The organism is Streptomyces sp. MCA2, from assembly GCF_023544705.1.
Taxonomy (GTDB): Bacteria; Actinomycetota; Actinomycetes; order Streptomycetales; family Streptomycetaceae; genus Streptomyces; species Streptomyces decoyicus.
This window is the reverse complement of the sequence record NZ_JAMJFM010000001.1, coordinates 373,953-391,180: the sequence shown is the minus strand read 5'-3', so window position 1 is coordinate 391,180 and position 17,228 is coordinate 373,953. Positions and strand designations below refer to the sequence as shown.

Genomic DNA, 17,228 nt, shown 5'->3' with positions numbered 1-17,228 from the left:
CGTCCACACGCCAACACGTACGCGGGAAGACGTACTGGAGTACGAGCGGGTTCCTCCGCGGGTGCGGGGCGGGGTCATCGGCGTGGGTGAGGCCGTAGGTAAGGCCGTAGGTAAGGCCGTACGTGAGGCCGTAGGGCCGTGCCCACAGGTGCGGCGGCCCGGCGAAGGGGGTGCGCCGCGGGGGCAGTTGCCCCGCCTGCCCCGGAGTCCGCCCGGCACCCGGCCGCCACCGTGCCGGATCGAAGCGGAACACCCCCCTCCGAGTGCTCGTCGGCACGGGCTATCGTGCTCCCGCAAGCTGTACGGCCGGGAGAGGGAGGCGATCACGCGGTGTCCGATCTGGGGCGGCTGATAGCCGACCGGTACCGGCTCGTGGAACGGGTGGGCCGCGGCGGCATGGGCACGGTCTGGCGGGCCGAGGACGAGCTGCTCGGCCGCCATGTCGCCGTGAAGAAGCTGTTCGTTCCGCCGCACCTGAACGACGACGAGGTCCACACGCTCTACGAGCGCACCCGCCGCGAGGCCCGCAGCGCCGCCCGGATCACCCATCCGCACGTGATCGTGGTGCACGACGTCGTCGACGACGAGGGCCTGCCGTGCATCGTCATGGAGTACATCCCCTCGGACACCCTGGGCGACGTCCTCAAGCGGCAGGGCGCGCTGGCGCCGGAGGAAGCGGCCCGGATCGGCTGCGGCATGGCCGGCGCGCTGCGCGCCGCGCACGACGCCGGGGTGCTGCACCGGGACGTCAAGCCCGGCAATGTGCTGCTCGGCAACGACGGACGCATCGTCCTCACCGACTTCGGGATCGCCGTGCAGTCCGGTACGCCCTCACTGACCAGGACCGGCGAGCTGGTCGGGTCCATCCAGTACCTGGCGCCCGAACGCCTCCGCAGCAACATCGCCGAGCCCGGCCCCGCCAGCGACCTGTGGTCCCTCGGGGCGACGTTGTACCAGGCGGTCGAGGGCCGGCCCCCGTTCGGCCGGGACACCGCGATCGAGACGGCGTACGCCATCGCCACCGAGGAGTACGAGGCCCCGCGCAACGCCGGCGAGCTGGCCCCGGTGATCGAGAGTCTGCTCCGGAAGGAACCCGGGCAGCGCATGGACGCCCACGAGGCCGAACGCCTCCTGGGCCGGGCCGCCGGAGCAACGACTGCCGGGCGGCACCTCCTGGGCGACACCTCCGGAACACGGACCGCGCTCGACGACCCGGCCACGCAGCCGCAGCGCACCGTCGTCAGCGAAGCGCCCGCGCGCACGGGCAACCGCAGGCGCCGCGCGGTGCTGTGGTGCGCCTCGGCAGTGGCGGCCGCCGCCTCCGTGACCGGCGGCGCGCTGCTGTGGCCCTGGGGCGGCGCCGAGGCGACGGACAAGGGCCCCTCGGACACCGCCCCGGCCGGCCGCCCCGCGCACGACAGCCCTTCCCCGCTTCCCCCGCTCCCGGCCGGCTACCACCTCCAGAAGGAGGGCGACGGCTTCTCCCTCCCCGTCCGGAACGGCTGGACGCGCGAGGACCCGCCCGGCGGTGAGGTCGCCTACGTGGACCCGTCCGAGCTGGTGGGCCTGCGGATCAACATCGTCGGATTCGCGGGGTCCGATCCGCTCCGGCACTGGCGGGAGACCGAAGAGGCCCAGACGCGCCGGGACAACCCGGGCTATGAGCGGGTGCGGATGGACCCCACGACCTTCCGCGGACGGCCCGCGGGGTACTGGGAGTTCACCTTCGACGGCAAGAAGCGGAAGTACCGGGCGGTGGAGCTGGCGTTCAGCGGCGACGACGGCACCCAGTACGTGATCTACCTTTCCGCGCCGGACGCGCAGTGGAACACCTACCGGCCGGTCTTCGACACCGCCGTCAAGGGAATCCGCCTCGGCGCCTAGGGCGTTTCGTTTGGATCAGGGTGGATCAGGGAGCGGGGTCTGGTGCGTGCAGCTGCAAGGCGGAGGAGGGAGTCGACGCGGAGCGTCGGGGAGTGACGACAACGCCGCAGATGCGCGCACCAGACCCCGCGAGCCCACCATGATCCGAACGACACGCCCTAGGTCTCCCGCACCCGCACCCGTACCCGACGACCCGGGCCGTCAGGTCGAACCGCTGGGTTCCCTGCCGGTGCGCGGGCCCTCCGCGGGGCTCGGGCCCGGCGGACCGCTGCCGGTGTCGATGAGGATCTGTCCGGCCTGAGCGACGTTGTCGGCCTGCACGGCCCTGGTCATGGCGGCGTGTGCCGCCTCGGCCGTTGCGGTGGGCGGGACCACCAGCAGCGAGAAGTGGTCCTGGTCGCCGCGGGTGATGAGGATCGTGTCGTCGCCGACCGGGAAGGAGTCGATGTGCACGATCCGGTCCTCGATGACCAGACGGGTCGGGAGCTCTTCCCAGGCACTCGCGTCCAGGCCGACGCGTGCGACGGGGCCCAGATGCTCGGTCAGCGCCGTGATCAGGCCGGGCAGCTCGGCGCCGATGTCGCGGGAACGCGGCCACCACGCACCGTCCAGGACGCCCTCGCGGGACCGCGTCGTCTCCAGCCTCACGAGCGCCGTACCGGGTCTCACCTCATGGACCGCTTCCGGCAGAAGCCTGGGGAGGTCGGGGGTGTCGGAGTCGGCCATGGTGTGCTCGCCCGTCCGCGGTTCGGTACGTCCGCTGCTTGCCCGCGACGACGCCGGCGCGGCCGCCGACGTGCAACGCCTCGCTGGCTTCACGGTACTCCGCGGGCGGGCGCACGGGCCCGCGGAGCAGCACCGGCCACGGGCGCGTGGACGGGGAAAATCGCTGGTCACGCCAGAGCTCGGGGACCTCGGGCGGAGTAGGGTGAAGTTTGCCCCCACGAGCACGAGAGGGCGGCAGTCATGGCAACACTGCGCGAGCGCAAGACGTACCGCGACCACGTCATGAAGACCTTGTACGAGGCGACCGAGGGCAACCGCCTGCTGGGCGTCACCGGTGCGAAGCTGCATGACGACCTCGGGATCGATGCCCAGGATCTGGCGGCCGCCTGCACCTACCTGGCGGGCGAGGGCCTGATCACGGTCGACTGGGTGGCGGGCAACACCCCCGCCATGGTCACGCTGACCCATCAGGGCATCCGGCTGATGGAGGCCGAGGAGGAGCGTGGCTGACAGGAGGTCCGCGGCCGGTCCGTTCCCTGCCCCGCGGCGGGCAGCAGCAGCGCGATGAGCGTGAGCACCGCGCAGACGGGATAGCTCCAGCCGAGCGCGGCGAGGTACCAGGGGCGGCCGAACTCCCAGATGTCCGCCTGGGCCAGCGCCAGCCAGTGGATGAGATAGCCGGCGAGGGCGAGGCCCCAGGCGGTCAGGGCCGCGGTGTGGATTCGGGTCCGGTGCGGGGCGTGGGCCAGCCACAGGACGGCCGCGACGGACCAGATCCAGTGATGGCACCACGAGATCGGACTGATCAGAAGGCCCAGCAGCTGGACGGCGAGCAGAGCGCCGAGGCGATCGGTGCGGCGGGCCGTGCGCACCACGGCGGTCAGCGCCAGCAGCGCTGCCGGGACGGCGCAGGCCCACCACGGGGCGGACCAGCCGACGTCGTGGCCGAGCGTGCGGGACAGCGCCCCGCGCACCGACTGGTTGAGCACCGAGCCGACCGGACCGACCCGTGCGGCCTCGCCGACCGCGTGCAGCCAGAAGTCGGCGGCGGGCCGGGGCGCCGCCCACCACCCGGCCGCGACGGTGGCGGCGAACACCGCGCCCGACCACCACAGCGCCGACCAGCGCCGGTGCACCAGGAAGTAGAGGCCGGTGACGGCCGGGACCAGCTTCACCCCCGCGGCGAGGCCGGTGCCGAGCCCCACCGCGGCCGCCGAGCGCCGCTCGACCGCGAACGCCACGCACGCCGCCAGCAGCAGATTGATCTGCCCGAGCGCGAGCGTGACGGCGACCGGTTCGGTCCACAAAAGGGCGGCGCTCCACAGCAGTACGCGCCGGCGGTGCCGCGCCGCCGGCACGGTGGGGCCGGCCATCCGCAGACAGCAGTGGACCAGGACGCACAGCGCCAGGACCGAGGCCGCGGTCCACACCGCGCTCACCAGCGGCCACACCACCCACGACAGCGGGAGGAAGAGCAGCGCGGCGAAGGGCGGATAGGTGAACGGCAGCGGAAACAGGTCGGGGCCGGGCAGCCGCAGACGGAAGGCGTACAGATCGCCGCTGAGCAGGTGCGGGGCCGCGGTCCGGTAGACCCGCAGATCCACCATGCCCACGTGCAGACAGGCCGGTAGCCACACCAGCAGCAGCATCACCGCGGCGGCGAGCAGCAGCACCGTGCCCGGGCGGCGGGCCGTCGTGCGGCGGACCGCCTCGATACGCCGTCGGCCGGGCCGGGTGGTCTCCGGTGCACCGCCGGACGATGGACCGCCGGCCGGGAAGCGCACCGTGGGGCTCATGCTTCCCGGCCCGGGGCCGGACCGGGACCCGCGTTCCGCAGCTCCTCACTGCCGTCCGCGGCCGGGGCCTCGTAGACGCTGACGGCGAAGGGGCGGCCGGAGTCCGGTTCCACGTGCTCGGCCACGCGGCGGAACCCCGCGACGGCCTCGAAGTACGCACAGAACCTGCGGGACTCCGGCCAGGGGTGCACCAGGACCAGCAGACCGCCGGGCGCCACCGCCCGGGTCAGATGGGCGCAGGCCCGCCGCAGGTGGCGGTGCCGGCCCAGGTAGTACAGCAGCTCGGCGCAGAAGACGAGGTCGAACCGGTCCTCCGGTGGTGCGGTGAGGATGTTCAGCCGCGCGAACCGGGGGGCCGGGATGCGGCCGGGCACCAGGGGGCGGCCGGGCACCGGAGTGCGGCCGGTCTCCGGCGTGCGGGCCCGGGCGAGCGCGCGTTCCGAGATGTCCACGCCGGTGACCTCGGCGTGCGGAAAGGCCGCCGCGAGGCGGTGGGTGAAGGTGCCCTCGCTGCACCCGACGTCCAGGATCCGCCGGTAGCGGCGCCGCGGGAGCTGGCGCAGGGTCGTCGCGTACTTGGACTGCTCGTAGTCGTCCACGGCCAGCCCCCACGGGTCCGGCCGCCGGTGCCACCAGTCGAAGTACCAGTGCAGGACCCGCCCCTGTCCGCGGAGGCCGAGGAAGGAGAGCGAGGCGAAGAGGATGCGGTGAGCGCGGTCGAGGACCCGGTGCATGAAAACCTTCCGGCCGTTGCGGTGGCCACTGTCCCGGGAGGCCGCCGGCGGATGCGGGGTGACGGTGCGTCAGCGGGTGACGTCGTCGTAGGCGTGGGCGAACGCTTCGGTGACCACGGGCCAGGTGCAGTGCACCGGCTCGGTCTCCCAGTTGTGTGCGGCCAGGGCGCTCCGGGCCCCCGGCGTACGGGCCAGCCAGAGCACCTCGTCGGCCAGGGCGAAGGCCGAGTGGCCGCACAACGCCCCCTCGCGGTTGTGCCGTACGAAGTCGGCGACGCCGGTGTGCGCACGGGCGAGGACCGGCAGTCCGCTGGTGCGCGCCTCCAGGGCCGCGATCCCGAAGGACTCCCGGCGGCAGGGGTTGACGAACAGATCCGCTCCGGCCAGCAGCTCCCGCACCTCACCGGGCTGGAGACGGCCGGCGAGGCGGATCCAGCTGTCCATCCCGTTGCGGCGCAGATAGCGCTGTATCGGCCCCGCACTGGGTCCGGCGCCGGCGAACGTGGCGCGCAGCGCGGTGCCCCGGCGGGACATCCGCGCATGGGCGGAGTGCAGCGCGGCCAGCAGCTCCATCGGCTCCTTGCGCGGGACGAGCCGGCCGACGGCGACGACATGCACCCGCCCGTCCTGGCGCTCGGGCACCGCGCCGGGGCTGCGCCACCACGCGGCGTCGATGCCATTGGGAATGACCCGGGGGGTGACGTCCGGAAGGGCCTGCCGGACGAGGCGGGCGGCGGGCCTGCTCACGGTCGTGACGGCCACCGGAGCGGTGGGGCCGCGTCCGGTCCGGCTCAGCAGCCGGTACAGGGCCCGCACCACCGGATCCCACATGCTGTGGACGGTGGCCACGGCGGGGATGCCCCGGCGCCGGGCGCAGGCCAGCGCGGCCCAGGCGAACGGGGAGGCCGCGCCCAGATGCACATGCACCACCCGGGGGTGACGGGTCGTCAACAGCCGGTCGAGGGCGTGTCCCGCTCTGGGGTGAACGGGGAGCTGTCCGGGCAGTCGCGCGCTGATCCTGTGCACGGGGTACGGCCACGAGGCCACCTCGGGCCCCGGTCCGGCGGGCGTCGCGGTGGCGACCTCGGCGGCCTGGCCCGCCCGGTGCTGCGCGGCGGCCAGGGCGGCGACCTGGATTTCGATACCTCCCGTCCGCGGCGCAAAGCAGTCTGAAATGTGAAGGATCATGGCTGCACTTCCGAAATGGGGCGTGAAGTTCCCCAGTATGGGGTGGTAAAGCATGGTTCGTGAGACATACATGCTTGTTCTTCCACGCACATCCGGACGACGAGGCGCTGCTGACCGCCGGCACCATGGCGCGTCTGGCCGGTGCGGGACACCGCGTGGTGCTGGTGCTGGCCACGGCGGGCGAACGCGGCCTGGCGCCGCGGGACCTGCAAGGCCGCGGCCTCGGCACGGTGCGCCGCGAGGAGGCGCACGCCTCCGCCCGGATCCTGGGCTGCGCCCGGGTCGCCTTCCTCGGCTACGCCGATTCCGGGCACGCGCCCGGCCCGGCCGCGGCCCGCGGCGGCACCCGGCCGTTCGCCGCGGCGGACGTCGAGGAGGCGGCCGGCCGACTGGCCGACCTGCTCACCGAGGAGCGCGCCGACCTGCTCACCGTCTACGACCCGGCGGGCGGCTACGGGCACCCCGACCACGTACAGGTCCACCGTGTCGGCTACCGCGCCGCCCGCATGGCGGGCACCCCGGTGGTGCTGGAGGCCACCGTCGACCGGACGCTCCTGCTGCGCGGACTGCGCGCGGCCTCCTGGGTCCACCGCTTCCCGCCGCAGTTCGACCGGGACTCCTTCCGGACGGCGTACGGCGCACGCTCCGAGATCACCCACCGGGTGCCGGTCAAACGGCACTGGCGGGCCAAGCGCGCCAGCCTGGCCGCGCACCTCAGTCAGGCCCGGGGCGGCGACTCCGAACGCACCCTGGCCGCGCTGGGCCGGCTGCCCGGACCGGCCTTCCGCCAGGTGATGGGGACCGAGTGGTACATCCAGCGCGGGCTCCCGGCCGGAACCCTCCACCGCGATCCACTGGCCACCCTCCCGGACGCCCGGGCCACGGCACCGAGCCGATGACCCGGCCCGCCGTGCGTCTGCCGAAGCCCCCTCTGCGGCTGCCGAAGTCCCCCGTGCGGCTGCCGAGGTCCGCACTGCGCCTGCTGGGCCTGCTCTCCTCCGCCGCCGGCCTCGTCCTGCTGGCCCTGGCCGTGCCGAGGGCGGCGGGAACGGACTGGGCCGCCGTCCGGTCCCACCTCGGGCACATCAGCGGCCCGCAGGTGGCGCTGATGTGCGGCCTGGCAGGCGCCGCACTGTGGAGCTACACCTACGTACTCAGCGCCGCACTGCCCGGACTGACGTTGCGTCAGGCACTGTGGATGAACTGCACCGGCAGCGCCGTCAGCAATCTGCTGCCGCTCGGCGGCGGTGCGGGGGTCGCCGTCACCTATGCCATGGCGCGTGGCTGGGGGCATCCGCCGCGCGCCGTGGCCGTGTGCGTCGCGCTCACCGGAGTGTGCAATGTGGCCGCACGGCTGGTCCTGTCGGCGGTGGGCGCACTGCTGCTGGCCGGGAGCCCCGTTCCGGGCATCGGCTGGGCGGCGGCCGCGGGCGGCGTGGTCCTCGTCCTGCCCGTGACGCTGGCGGCCGCGTGGCCTGCCGTCCGCCACCGCCGCCGGACGCCCGGGACCCACCGGCGGACCGCGCCGGCCGGAGCACCGGGGCGGATCGTCCGGCGCGCCCGGCAGTCGGCGGCACGGCTGCGCGACGAGAGCCGGGACATCGTCCGCCGCTCCTGGGCGCGGCTGGTGTGCGGCATGTCCGCCACCCTCGGGGCACAGGGCGCGCTGTTCCTGGCCTGTCTGCATGCGACGGGCTCCCGTACGGGAACGGCGGACGCGCTGGCGGTGTTCGCGGCCAGCCGGCTGCTGACCCAGATCGCCGTCACCCCCGGCGGGATCGGCGTCACCGAGTGTGCCGCCGCCGTCGCGCTGGTCGCCCTCGGCGGCGCCCCCACGGCCGTGGCCTCGGCGATGCTGCTGTTCGCCACCTTCACGCATCTGCTGGAGATTCCGCTGGGCGCGCTCACCGGGGCGCTTTGGCTGCTGCGCGCGGGACGACGGCGCCCCGCTCCCGCACCGGCCGCTCCTTAGGCGCCCACCGCGCCACCGCCGCCCACGCCACCGCTCCCCCGACGGCGGCGGCGATCCCGCTCGCCCAGGTGGGACCGTGCCCCGACGGCATCACCACCAGCGTCAGCCCCACCATCGCCGCCTTGGCGCCGCCCCGCCCCAGCCGTCGCCAGGACACCGCCGCCAACGGCACCACCGCCCACAGCACGTACCACGGCTGCACCACCGGCGCGGAGGCCACCAGCACCAGCAGCGCCAGCCCCGTCGCCCGCTCGGCGCCGGCCTCCGGGGCGCACCGCACCCAGTAGCCCACCGCGGCCAGCCCCACCAGCAGCCCGGCCAGCCGCGCGGCCGTCATCGCCCCGGCCGCCGTGCCCCACCCCAGCCCCTCGGCGAGCCACCCCAGCAGCCGGCCCGCGTCCGTGCTCAGGGACAGCAGGGTGCGCACTTCGGCGGGCGTACGAAGGGTCCACAGCCACCCCCACCCCTGGCCGCACACGGCCACCCCCGCCACCAGCGCGGCGACGGCCACCCCGGCGATCCCCGCCGCCTGCCGCACCCGCGGCCAGGCCCCGGCCCGCCCCGCCACGGCCACCGCCGCCGCGCACAGCAGGGCCACCCCGGCCGGCGCCTTCACGAGCACCGCGGCGGTCAGTACGACGGTCCCCACGGCCCAGCGCCCCCGGCGGAACGCCAGCAGCCCGGCCGTCATCAGCCCGAGCATCAGCGCCTCGTTGTGCGCCCCGCCCACCAGATGCAGCAGCACCAAGGGGTTGAGCGCCCCGGCCCACAGCGCCCCGGCCGCGCCGGATCCCGACGCGGCGGCCAGCCGGCGCAGGGCCCACACCATGAGGCCCAGACCGCCCAGCGCCACCAGCCGCAGCCCCACGGTCGCGGCCACCACATGGTGCTCGCCGGTGACCGCCACCACGGCCCGCGCCGCGGCGACGGACAGCGGTCCGTACGGGGCCGGGGTGTCGTGCCACATCCCGGGGACATTGGCCGCGAGCGGGCCGCCCAACGCCGCCGGACCCAGCACGTACACATCGCGCCCGCGGCCCGCCAGCGCGCCCTGGGCGAGGTAGCTGTAGGCGTCGCTGCTGCCCAGCAACGGGCCCGGCACCAGCGGCAGCGCCCAGCACCACAGCGCCGTGTTCCACTCGCGCCACCCGGCGGCCGTCCCGTCCGCGACGCGCGTGCCCAGCCGCCACCACGCGGTGATCAGCAGCACCAGCCCGGCGTACGACAGGGCGACGCCCACGCACATGAGCGGCGTGCCGTGCCGCCCCCACAACCCGTCCGGAACTCCCCCCGGCAGCGCACCGGATCCCCACCCGCCCGCGCCCAGCAGCACGGAGCCCAGCGTGCCCAGGAGCACCTCTCCCCGGACGGTGATCCCTGCCGCGCTCATCCGGCCAACCTAGACGCGGGCCGGGGCCGCGGGACGCACACGAGCGGAGATGTCGCCCGTCCGCGCTAAGGCCGTCCCCGGCGCCGGGCGCACGGGGAAGGCCGGCCCCACAGCCGCCACGCGGCCGGCTCAGTCGGCGCAGTACGTGTCCTGCTGCGGGCGCCGGCCCGTCGTCAGGAAGGCGGTGACGGTGCGGTCACCGCAGGCGTTGCCGTTGCCCAGGTAGGCGCCGTGGCCGCCGTGCTCCAAGGTGACCATACGGGCCCGGCCGCCCAGGGCCTGACGCATCTTCAGGGCGCCGAAGTACGGGGTGCCGGGGTCCCGGCGGTTCTGGATCATCAGGATGTTGGACGGTCCGTCGGCGGTGATCCGCGTGGGCTTCTGCGCCGGCGCGTCCTTCCAGAAGGCGCAGGGCACGACGTTCGCCGGCATCCCTGCCGTGAGCGGATGCCGGGCGCGGTCGGCGGCCGCCGCGCGCCGGTACGCGGCGACCGACGCCGGCCAGCGCACGTCGTTGCAGAGCGGCGCCATCAAGGCCGCCGCGTCCTCGTCCGGCAGGGGCCCGGCGAGGGCGCCGGGCAGCACCGGCCGGGCGTGCGGGTCCTGGGCCTGCCGGACGAGCCGGGCGAACTGAGCGAAGAACCCGTCGCTGAACAGCGCGTTCTGGAGCGCCTGGCGCAGCAGGTTGCCGGTCAGCGGGACGCCCTTCGTGCCGGACTCCTTCGGTACGCGGTCCAGCTTCGCCGCCAGCCGGAGGACCGACGGCCGGACGTCCTGGGGGCGTTCGGCCAGCCGCAGCCCCTCGTCCTCCCTGGCCGGGTCCGCCGCCCAGGCCGCGAAGTCGGGGAACCGCTCGTCCGCGCCCGCCGCCGTATTGGCCAGCCAGCCCCGCTCCACCCGCGACGGGTCGGGGTCACCATTGCTGTCCAGCACCCAGCGGTCGGTGTGCTGCGGGTACTTCTGCGCATACACCGCCCCGACATACGTCCCGTACGAGCTGGCCCAGGCCGACAGCTTCGCCTCGCCCAGGGCCCGGCGCAGGCGCTCGATGTCGCGCACCTCGTTCGCGGTGGACAGGCTGCGCAGCACGGCACCGCCCTGACGGCCGCATGCCGCGGCGATCCGCCGGGACCGGGCGACGTTCTCCGTGATGCCGCCGTCCGGCCCCGGCCACGGCCGCAGGGTCACCAGATGCCGGTCGGCCGGGGCGAGTCCACAGTTCGCCTTCGTGCTGCCGCCCGTCCCCCGCGGATCGAAGCTGACGAGGTCGTACGCGCCGGCCATCTCCTTGCCCAGCGCCGCGCCCTTCGCCCCCAGCCAGGGCACCCCGGCTCCCCCCGGCCCTCCGGGGATCAGCAGCAGCGTCCCCCGCCGCGCCCCGGGCCGCTCGCTGCGCACCCGGGACACGGCGAGTCTGAGCTGCGGCCCGTCCGGATCGCGGTAGTCGACCGGTACGGGCAGCTCGGCGCACTCCTGCCGGGCAAGGGCGGGCTCGGCGCACGCGCCCCAGGTGAGGGCGGGTCCTGTGGTGCCGGAGGCCTGGGCAGGGGCCGCCGGGGAGACCGCGGCCAGGGTGCCGGCGACGGCTGCGGCGGACAGGGTCAGCAGAAGGGTGCGGCGGGCGTAAGTCGTCATGCTGCAAGGGTTGTTGAGCGAGGCGCCGCCGCCCATCCGGCTGCCGGGACATCCGTGGTGGGGTTATCCCGAGGGCGCCGTCGGCCGTCGGCCGGGTCCCGCCCTCCCTACTCCCCGACGGTGAGCAGCGCCAGCGTGATGTTGTCGGGGCCGCCCGCCTCGATCGCCGACTTCCACAGCTCGAAGGCGGCCCGGCCGCCGGTGTGCAGCCGCAGCAGTTCGTCGAGGACATCCTGCGGAACGGGATCGGTCAGACCGTCGGTGCACACCAGGTAGCGGTCGCCCACGGAGAGCGGCACGGTCGTGAGGTGCGGGGTGACGGCGCTGAACGCCACCGCGCCGCCGAGCGCCTGGGTGACGAGCGAGGTGGTGCGCCGCCCCGGCGACAGCGGCGGGCTGTCGTCCACGCTCACCTGGCGCAGCCCGTCCGCGGGCGCGTCGAACACCCGGCTGTCACCGACGTTGAACACCAGCAGGGACTTCTCCTGCACGACCACGCCGGCGACCGTGGTGCCCATGGTGGTCAGCTCCGGGTCCCGTTCGGCGGCCGCGTACACCGCGTGGTTGCAGAGTTTCACGGCATCCCGGACGGCGTCCTCGCTGCCCAGTGAGGGACCGAGCGCGGCCAGTTGCCGGACGGTCAGCGCACTGGCCACCTCCCCGCCCGGCTGCCCCCCGATACCGTCGGCGGCCGCGACGACCAGCGGGCTGCCGAGCGGGAACACCAGGGTCTGCGGGTTCTCGGTCACTGTGCCGCAGAGGGTCCAGGGGCCGGCCACCAGGCTGTCCTCGTTGTGCTCGCGGATCAGTCCGGTGTGGCTCAGGGCGGTCACGGTGAGGTACGGCATGGCTCGTGTCCGGCTCCGTGCGGCGCTCCGGCAGGCCCTCGTCCCCCGTGGCGTGCCGTACCACCATTGTGACCGCCGGCCGGCCCCGCGCGCCCGTTGAAGGCATCGACGGCGGACGGGCCGGCCGGTCGGCCGTACTCTGGCCGGTCGGCCGGACTGCTGGCCACTCAGCCGGCCACCTCGCCGCTCAGCCGGACTGCTTGCCGCTCAGCGTGCTCCGCCGCATCAGCCGGCCGATGTCCTTCCCCGTGACGATCCCGACCAGATGCCCCGCGTCCACGACGAGGATGCGCGCGCCGGTGCGCAGGCTGACCCGGTCGAGCGCCTCGCTCAGCAGCTCGTCCGGAGCGGCGACCGCGCACTGGGACAGCGGCGTGGCCACCTCGCGCACCCGCACCGTCTCCCGGCCCGGACCGGGGACCGCCGCGAGCCGGCGGATCTGCACCAGGCCGCTGGGGCGGCCGTCGAAGTCGAGCAGCGGCAGCGCGGAGTGGCGGGAGTGCACGGCCACCTCGTCGATGAAGCGCTGGACGGTCAGCCAGTCGGCGCCGCTCACCACCGGGCTGGACATGGCGTCGGAGACCGGTACCCCGCGCAGCGCGGTGTGCAGGGCGGCACGGCGCCGCTCCGCCCCGGCGACGATCATGACGAAGAGACCGATGAAGACGATCCACAGCCCGCCCGGCGCCCCGCGGAGCACGGAGATCCAGCCGGCGGCCACCAGCAGCATCCCCATGATCTGGCCGCCCCGCGAGGCCGCCAGATCCGCCCGGTCCCGGTCCCCGGTGCGCCACCACAGCACCGCCTGCACCACCCGCCCGCCGTCCAACGGCACGGCGGGCAGCAGATTGAACACGCCCAGGAAGAGATTCGCCCAGCCCAGCCACGCCAGGACGACCGAGGGCACCGCCCAGCCGGACAGCTCGTGCAGCCCGATCCCGGCCCCCAGCGCCACCCCACCGATGACCAGGCTGATCAGCGGCCCGCTGACGGCCACCGCGAAGGCCGCCGCCGCGGTCTGCGGCCGCCCCATCCGGGTCGTACCGCCCAGCGCCCACAGCGTCACGTCCTGGACCGAGATCTGCTTCCGCCGGGCGGTCGCGGCGTGCGCCGTCTCGTGCAGCAGCAGGCTCCCCATGAGCAGCACGGCCCCGGCGACACCGGCGACGGCGTACACGGTGTCCGACCGGCCCGGCGTCCAGACCGGAAGGCCCTGGTGGCCGAGTCCGTACGCGAACAGGCCCACCAGCAGCGGCACGCTCCAGTGCATGCGCAGCGGCACCCCGACCACATGTCCGACACGGACCGAGCCGTTCATCGGCGTCTCCTGGCCGGCCCGGCGCCCGGTTCCTGCGGGCAGGCCTGGGCGGCCTGCACTCCGTGAACCGGCCGGTCCGGCGCCCACCACAATTGTCGCTCGCAAAACCTACGCTGGAGGCAGGAAAAGACCGCTGGTCGTACGGGTGCCACGCCGGCCGTACGGACGGAACCGCCGGAGGTGCGTCATGGGACAGAGCCACCACTTCCACCTGGACCAGGGTGATCACTCGATCACGGTCAATGTCGGGCCCGGCCGCTCCGGGGAGATCGAGCTGCTGGTCGACGGCAAGGTCGTCGCGTACCAGAAGGAGCACAGCGCCGGCATGAACGTGCTGACCGGCGAACTCCCCGAAGAGCCCGCCCACCCCTTCCGGGTCCTGCTGCGCCAGCCACACCTCGTCCCCTCCATGCCCCGGTGCACGCTGGAGCTGGACGGCGTGGAGCAGCCCATGCCGGAACGGCTGGTGCTCTAGAGGCACTGGGAGCACCGGGGGCACTGGGGCTCCAGGGGCTCTGGAGGCCCTGGGGGTCTCTTCTCTCGCCACGGCATGCCACCGGGGCCGGCCGGCGGGCCCGCGCACACTCCTCCACCGCCACGGAAACCCTTGCGAGCTGTTGGGCCACCCGGCTGATTGTGGCCGCCGAGCGTTTTGCTTCCCGCGGGTTGAACGACGTTGCGGGCCGACAACGGCAGCACGATACGTCTGGCATCAGTAGGTCGAAGAGGCGAGGAGCGACGTGAGAAGAATTGTGCAGGCAGGAACCATCGTCGGGACGTGTGGGCTGATGCTGCTCGGCAGCGGAGCGGCCCATGCGGTGACCCTGCCGGGCGAGTCCCTGCTCTCGGCGGCGGTGGGCGCGGACGTGGGCACGGTGGCCGGCATGGTCTCCGGGGTGATCTGCAACAACCGTCTCGCCGACTTCAACTACAAGTCACCGGTCTTCAAGTCGCCGCACCCCTGCATCAACGGGCCGGTACACAGCGGCAACAGCCTGAACAGCGGCAACTTCCTCAACCACGGCAACCCGAACAACAGCGGCAACATCGCCAACACCAACGGGTCCACCAACAGCGCCAACTCGGCCACCGGCGCTTCGTCGAACAGCAGCAACAACATCCAGCGCATCCTCGGAGGCTTCCTCCACTGATACGGATATGGCCTCCTGATACGGCTACGGCCACGGCCTCTTCGCGAGCCGTCCCGCGATCGCCCGGCGCACTCCGCCGGGCGATCGCCTTTTGTGGACCGGAGCCCCCGAGAGCGCCCCGTCCGCCGGAAAGACCGGATCAGCGTCGGGTCACAGACCCTGCCTGTGGTGGCGACCGACGTTCTGGAGGTGGTTCCGGGTCCTCGACTCGACGCCATGCGTCTCGTCGTGCGAGTTGGTGTTTCCGTTGATGTTGGTCGGACTGCCGCTGTCGTTGTTGTTGCCCCGCATGTAGACGTTCTGCGAGTTCTGGAGGTTTCCGCTGTTCAACGGGCCGTTGACGCAGACCCTCGCCCGACGCGGGCAGTGCAGTCCGGCGTGGAAGCTGGCGTAGGTGTCGCTGTCCCACACGCTGTCACCTCCGCCCCACGGCCCGCCCCACGCCTGGGCGGGCGACATCCCACCAGCGGCCAGGAGCAGGCCGCAAGCTCCTGCGATCACAAAATTGACGCGTGCCATGTTCTTCACTGTGTGCTCCTGCACCTCGCGGTTTGGGGTACCCCGCGGTCTTGCTACCGGGCCGTGCCCCATCCACCAAGCCTGAGCAACGGCCCGTCCCGCTCATTCACTCTGACCGATCAGTGGATTCACCGTGACGGCTCCTTGCGCGACCACGGCAACGGGCTCCGCCGGCGGCGTGGACGGCACCTCCCCGCGCCGCGGCCGAGGTGCCGTCCTCACCCCCGCAGCCGCAGCCGCTGTCCCGGGTAGATGTGGTCCGGTCCCTGGTCGAGTGCGTCCTTGTTCGCCTCGTACAGGGCCTTGGTGCCGCCCGGGGTGTGGGTGCGCTCGGCGATGACGGAGAGGCAGTCGCCGGGCTGGACGACATAGCTGCGGGCGGCGGCGCCGGCGGTGGAGGTGCGGCCGCGCGTGGCGGCGGCCTGTTGCGGGCCGGGGGCGGCCGACGGGGACTGCCGGGCGGCCGTGGCGGAGCTGTCGCCGGAGCCGCTCGCGGAGGCGGCGCTGGAGCCGGCGGAGCCGCTCGTGGCCGTGCGGGCGCAGTTGGGCCAGGCGGACAGGCCGCGGTCCCGGACGATGCGCTTGCCGACGGCGATCTGCTCGGCGCGGGTGGCGAGGTCGGCACGCGGGGCGTAGCGGTGGCCGCCGTAGGCGCGCCAGGTGGCGAGGTCGATCTGGAGACCGCCGTGGTAGCCGTTGCCGGTGTTGATGTGCCAGCGGCCGTTGCTCTCGCAGGCGGCGATGCGCTCCCAGTCGGGTCCCGGCGATGCTGCGGCCGGGCCGGCGGCCGCGGCACTCGGGCCGGCCGGGCCGACGACGCTCAGGAGGACCAGCAGCACGGACAGCAGCGTTTCGACGGACCGTTTGGCGAGGGGCGACGGCATCACGGGATTCCTCCGCTGTGCTCCGGCAGCGCCGTGACGGAGTACTCGCCACGACCGGTGGGCACGCACCAACTAACCCGGCAATATGGTTTTCGGCATGCCTGGGGAGCACGACATGCGCGTGTTTCACCCGGGTGGGTGCAAGGCGAGACGCCTCGCCTCTCATGGCCCAAAAGGCCCCGTGGCCGTGCGATTGCGCCGCTATTTCCGGTGCCGCCGCCCTATGTCAAGATCCGAATTCAAGCCAGCCGAAGCAATTGCGGACCGGTGCGCTTGTCACCGCCCCTGTGGAAACGGGCATCTACGTGACCGAATAGGCGAAAGACGGGGTGAGGGCAAGGGGTTCCGGGGTGGCGACGGCGAACTCGTAGGAGGGGGAGAACGTGAAGTTCCTTACGAAAACGGGCACTTCGAAGCCATAGGGCCCGGGGACGGTGACCGTGCCGCGGTCGGCGGGGAAACCGGCCTCGATGCGTTCGGGCGCGAGGGACAGGCCACGGCCGACGGCCTGGAGGGCGGCGTCCTTGCGGACCCAGAAACGGGTGACGAGGCGCTCCCGTTCAGCGGCCGGGCAGCGCGCCGCGGTGCGTGATTCATGGGCGGTCAGCACCTCGTACGGGGTGTGCGGCGGGGACGTTTCGGGGCGGACGGATTCCACCGAGAAGCCCATCTGGCGGGCGTCGTCGCCGCAGGCCACGACCAGCAGGCCGCGGGTGCCGTACAGCTGCCAGTGGGTGGCGGCGGCCATCGCGGCGCTCACCCGGTCGGGAAGCCGGCCCAGCAGCCGGCTGCGGGACGTGCCGTCGAGCGTGGCTCTGGAGTGGCCGTTGAGCCGCCGGCAGTCGTCGGGGGACAGCCCCGTTCCGGATCCGCCGGCGGGGGTGGATCCTAAGGGGACGACGAATATCGGGACGGGTGTGGACAGGACATCCGGGTGATCGTGAGCAGTTGCGGGCGCAGCGGCCAGCGGCCCCCGGCGAGCCTGGCCGGGATGCTGCCGGTGGTCAGGAACCCCCTGGTCAAGGGGCTCCGGACAGAGTTCGAGAAGAGCGGCGTTCGTTTCCACGTACTTTCCGTCCTCCACAGTTGAACGGTGCCGAGGCCGTACTGGGTGAGTGACGGCCCGTCATGCGATGGGTCTCCCCCTTTTTCGCCTACATCGATCGATACAGACAGCCCAAGG

At 73.6% G+C, this 17,228-nt stretch carries 17 protein-coding genes; 6 read left to right on the top strand and 11 right to left on the bottom strand.

What is annotated here, in order from left to right:
* The first annotated feature begins 330 nt into the window (after positions 1-330).
* Entirely contained in the window at positions 331-1,884 is a 1,554-nt protein-coding gene (locus tag M8I34_RS01810) for a serine/threonine-protein kinase (RefSeq protein ID WP_250047515.1), read from the top strand.
* Positions 1,885-2,085: 201 nt separating this feature from the next.
* Here M8I34_RS01810 and M8I34_RS01805 read toward each other — a convergent pair whose 3' ends face one another.
* The gene (locus M8I34_RS01805) at positions 2,086-2,610 is read right to left on the bottom strand and encodes a DUF5994 family protein (protein ID WP_250047514.1); all 525 of its coding nucleotides are present in this window, start codon (positions 2,608-2,610) and stop codon (positions 2,086-2,088) included.
* 240 nt (positions 2,611-2,850) lie between these two features.
* On the opposite strand from M8I34_RS01805, the gene M8I34_RS01800 reads away from it, so the two are divergent.
* A complete protein-coding gene (locus tag M8I34_RS01800) occupies positions 2,851-3,120 on the top strand; it encodes a hypothetical protein (protein WP_250047513.1) in 270 nt (89 codons plus the stop codon).
* Here the strand turns inward: M8I34_RS01800 and M8I34_RS01795 are convergent.
* The 3 genes from M8I34_RS01795 to M8I34_RS01785 form a co-directional block, all read right to left on the bottom strand.
* Positions 3,078-4,406: a glycosyltransferase 87 family protein gene (locus M8I34_RS01795; RefSeq protein WP_250047512.1), complete on the bottom strand. Its 1,329-nt coding sequence runs from the start codon at positions 4,404-4,406 to the stop codon at positions 3,078-3,080. The genes M8I34_RS01800 and M8I34_RS01795 overlap by 43 nt on opposite strands.
* Complete coding sequence (locus tag M8I34_RS01790; protein ID WP_250047511.1) at positions 4,403-5,140, bottom strand: trans-aconitate 2-methyltransferase; 738 nt, start codon at positions 5,138-5,140, stop codon at positions 4,403-4,405. The genes M8I34_RS01795 and M8I34_RS01790 overlap by 4 nt, the downstream gene beginning before the upstream one ends.
* A 69-nt stretch (positions 5,141-5,209) precedes the next feature.
* Positions 5,210-6,328, bottom strand: coding sequence for a glycosyltransferase family 4 protein (locus M8I34_RS01785; protein WP_250047510.1), 1,119 nt, complete (start codon positions 6,326-6,328; stop codon positions 5,210-5,212).
* Between the two features lie 59 nt (positions 6,329-6,387).
* Here M8I34_RS01785 and M8I34_RS01780 point away from each other — a divergent pair, with 59 nt between their 5' ends.
* On the top strand, positions 6,388-7,227 hold the full coding sequence (locus M8I34_RS01780; RefSeq protein WP_250047509.1) for a PIG-L deacetylase family protein: 840 nt from the start codon (positions 6,388-6,390) through the stop codon (positions 7,225-7,227).
* A gap of 11 nt (positions 7,228-7,238) precedes the next feature.
* A complete protein-coding gene (locus tag M8I34_RS01775; protein WP_250047508.1) occupies positions 7,239-8,300 on the top strand; it encodes a lysylphosphatidylglycerol synthase transmembrane domain-containing protein in 1,062 nt (353 codons plus the stop codon).
* On the opposite strand, the gene mptB is transcribed toward M8I34_RS01775, so the two are convergent.
* The 4 genes from mptB to M8I34_RS01755 all read right to left on the bottom strand — a co-directional run bounded on the left by mptB (position 8,233) and on the right by M8I34_RS01755 (position 13,491).
* Positions 8,233-9,690: a polyprenol phosphomannose-dependent alpha 1,6 mannosyltransferase MptB gene (mptB, locus tag M8I34_RS01770; protein ID WP_250047507.1), complete on the bottom strand. Its 1,458-nt coding sequence runs from the start codon at positions 9,688-9,690 to the stop codon at positions 8,233-8,235. The genes M8I34_RS01775 and mptB overlap by 68 nt on opposite strands.
* 129 nt (positions 9,691-9,819) lie before the next feature.
* The gene (locus tag M8I34_RS01765) at positions 9,820-11,325 is read right to left on the bottom strand and encodes an alpha/beta hydrolase (RefSeq protein WP_250047506.1); all 1,506 of its coding nucleotides are present in this window, start codon (positions 11,323-11,325) and stop codon (positions 9,820-9,822) included.
* A gap of 107 nt (positions 11,326-11,432) precedes the next feature.
* Positions 11,433-12,173: a PP2C family serine/threonine-protein phosphatase gene (locus M8I34_RS01760; protein ID WP_250047505.1), complete on the bottom strand. Its 741-nt coding sequence runs from the start codon at positions 12,171-12,173 to the stop codon at positions 11,433-11,435.
* A gap of 187 nt (positions 12,174-12,360) precedes the next feature.
* On the bottom strand, positions 12,361-13,491 hold the full coding sequence (locus M8I34_RS01755; protein ID WP_250047504.1) for a site-2 protease family protein: 1,131 nt from the start codon (positions 13,489-13,491) through the stop codon (positions 12,361-12,363).
* A gap of 187 nt (positions 13,492-13,678) precedes the next feature.
* Between M8I34_RS01755 and M8I34_RS01750 the strand changes: the two genes are divergently transcribed.
* A complete protein-coding gene (locus M8I34_RS01750; protein ID WP_250047503.1) occupies positions 13,679-13,966 on the top strand; it encodes a hypothetical protein in 288 nt (95 codons plus the stop codon).
* Positions 13,967-14,279: 313 nt separating this feature from the next.
* Positions 14,280-14,642, top strand: coding sequence for a hypothetical protein (locus tag M8I34_RS01745; RefSeq protein ID WP_250047543.1), 363 nt, complete (start codon positions 14,280-14,282; stop codon positions 14,640-14,642).
* A gap of 150 nt (positions 14,643-14,792) precedes the next feature.
* Here M8I34_RS01745 and M8I34_RS01740 read toward each other — a convergent pair whose 3' ends face one another.
* From M8I34_RS01740 to M8I34_RS01730, 3 genes are all read right to left on the bottom strand, one after another.
* The gene (locus M8I34_RS01740) at positions 14,793-15,161 is read right to left on the bottom strand and encodes a hypothetical protein (RefSeq protein ID WP_250047502.1); all 369 of its coding nucleotides are present in this window, start codon (positions 15,159-15,161) and stop codon (positions 14,793-14,795) included.
* 218 nt (positions 15,162-15,379) lie between these two features.
* Positions 15,380-16,045, bottom strand: a complete 666-nt coding sequence (locus M8I34_RS01735) for a transglycosylase family protein (protein ID WP_250047501.1) — start codon at positions 16,043-16,045, stop codon at positions 15,380-15,382.
* A gap of 301 nt (positions 16,046-16,346) precedes the next feature.
* Complete coding sequence (locus tag M8I34_RS01730) at positions 16,347-17,129, bottom strand: hypothetical protein (RefSeq protein ID WP_250047500.1); 783 nt, start codon at positions 17,127-17,129, stop codon at positions 16,347-16,349.
* Positions 17,130-17,228: the final 99 nt, after the last annotated feature.

What these genes read in the sequence shown, in the direction of transcription:
- mptB (WP_250047507.1), bottom strand. Translation starts at nt 9,690, where the DNA reads ATGAGCGCGGCAGGGATCACCGTCCGGGGAGAGGTGCTCCTGGGCACG.
- M8I34_RS01735 (WP_250047501.1), bottom strand. Translation starts at nt 16,045, where the DNA reads ATGCCGTCGCCCCTCGCCAAACGGTCCGTCGAAACGCTGCTGTCCGTG.
- M8I34_RS01760 (WP_250047505.1), bottom strand. Translation starts at nt 12,173, where the DNA reads ATGCCGTACCTCACCGTGACCGCCCTGAGCCACACCGGACTGATCCGC.
- M8I34_RS01745 (WP_250047543.1), top strand. Translation starts at nt 14,280, where the DNA reads ATGCTGCTCGGCAGCGGAGCGGCCCATGCGGTGACCCTGCCGGGCGAG.
- M8I34_RS01750 (WP_250047503.1), top strand. Translation starts at nt 13,679, where the DNA reads ATGGGACAGAGCCACCACTTCCACCTGGACCAGGGTGATCACTCGATC.
- M8I34_RS01790 (WP_250047511.1), bottom strand. Translation starts at nt 5,140, where the DNA reads ATGCACCGGGTCCTCGACCGCGCTCACCGCATCCTCTTCGCCTCGCTC.
- M8I34_RS01785 (WP_250047510.1), bottom strand. Translation starts at nt 6,328, where the DNA reads ATGATCCTTCACATTTCAGACTGCTTTGCGCCGCGGACGGGAGGTATC.
- M8I34_RS01795 (WP_250047512.1), bottom strand. Translation starts at nt 4,406, where the DNA reads ATGAGCCCCACGGTGCGCTTCCCGGCCGGCGGTCCATCGTCCGGCGGT.
- M8I34_RS01755 (WP_250047504.1), bottom strand. Translation starts at nt 13,491, where the DNA reads ATGAACGGCTCGGTCCGTGTCGGACATGTGGTCGGGGTGCCGCTGCGC.
- M8I34_RS01765 (WP_250047506.1), bottom strand. Translation starts at nt 11,325, where the DNA reads ATGACGACTTACGCCCGCCGCACCCTTCTGCTGACCCTGTCCGCCGCA.
- M8I34_RS01740 (WP_250047502.1), bottom strand. Translation starts at nt 15,161, where the DNA reads ATGGCACGCGTCAATTTTGTGATCGCAGGAGCTTGCGGCCTGCTCCTG.
- M8I34_RS01800 (WP_250047513.1), top strand. Translation starts at nt 2,851, where the DNA reads ATGGCAACACTGCGCGAGCGCAAGACGTACCGCGACCACGTCATGAAG.
- M8I34_RS01805 (WP_250047514.1), bottom strand. Translation starts at nt 2,610, where the DNA reads ATGGCCGACTCCGACACCCCCGACCTCCCCAGGCTTCTGCCGGAAGCG.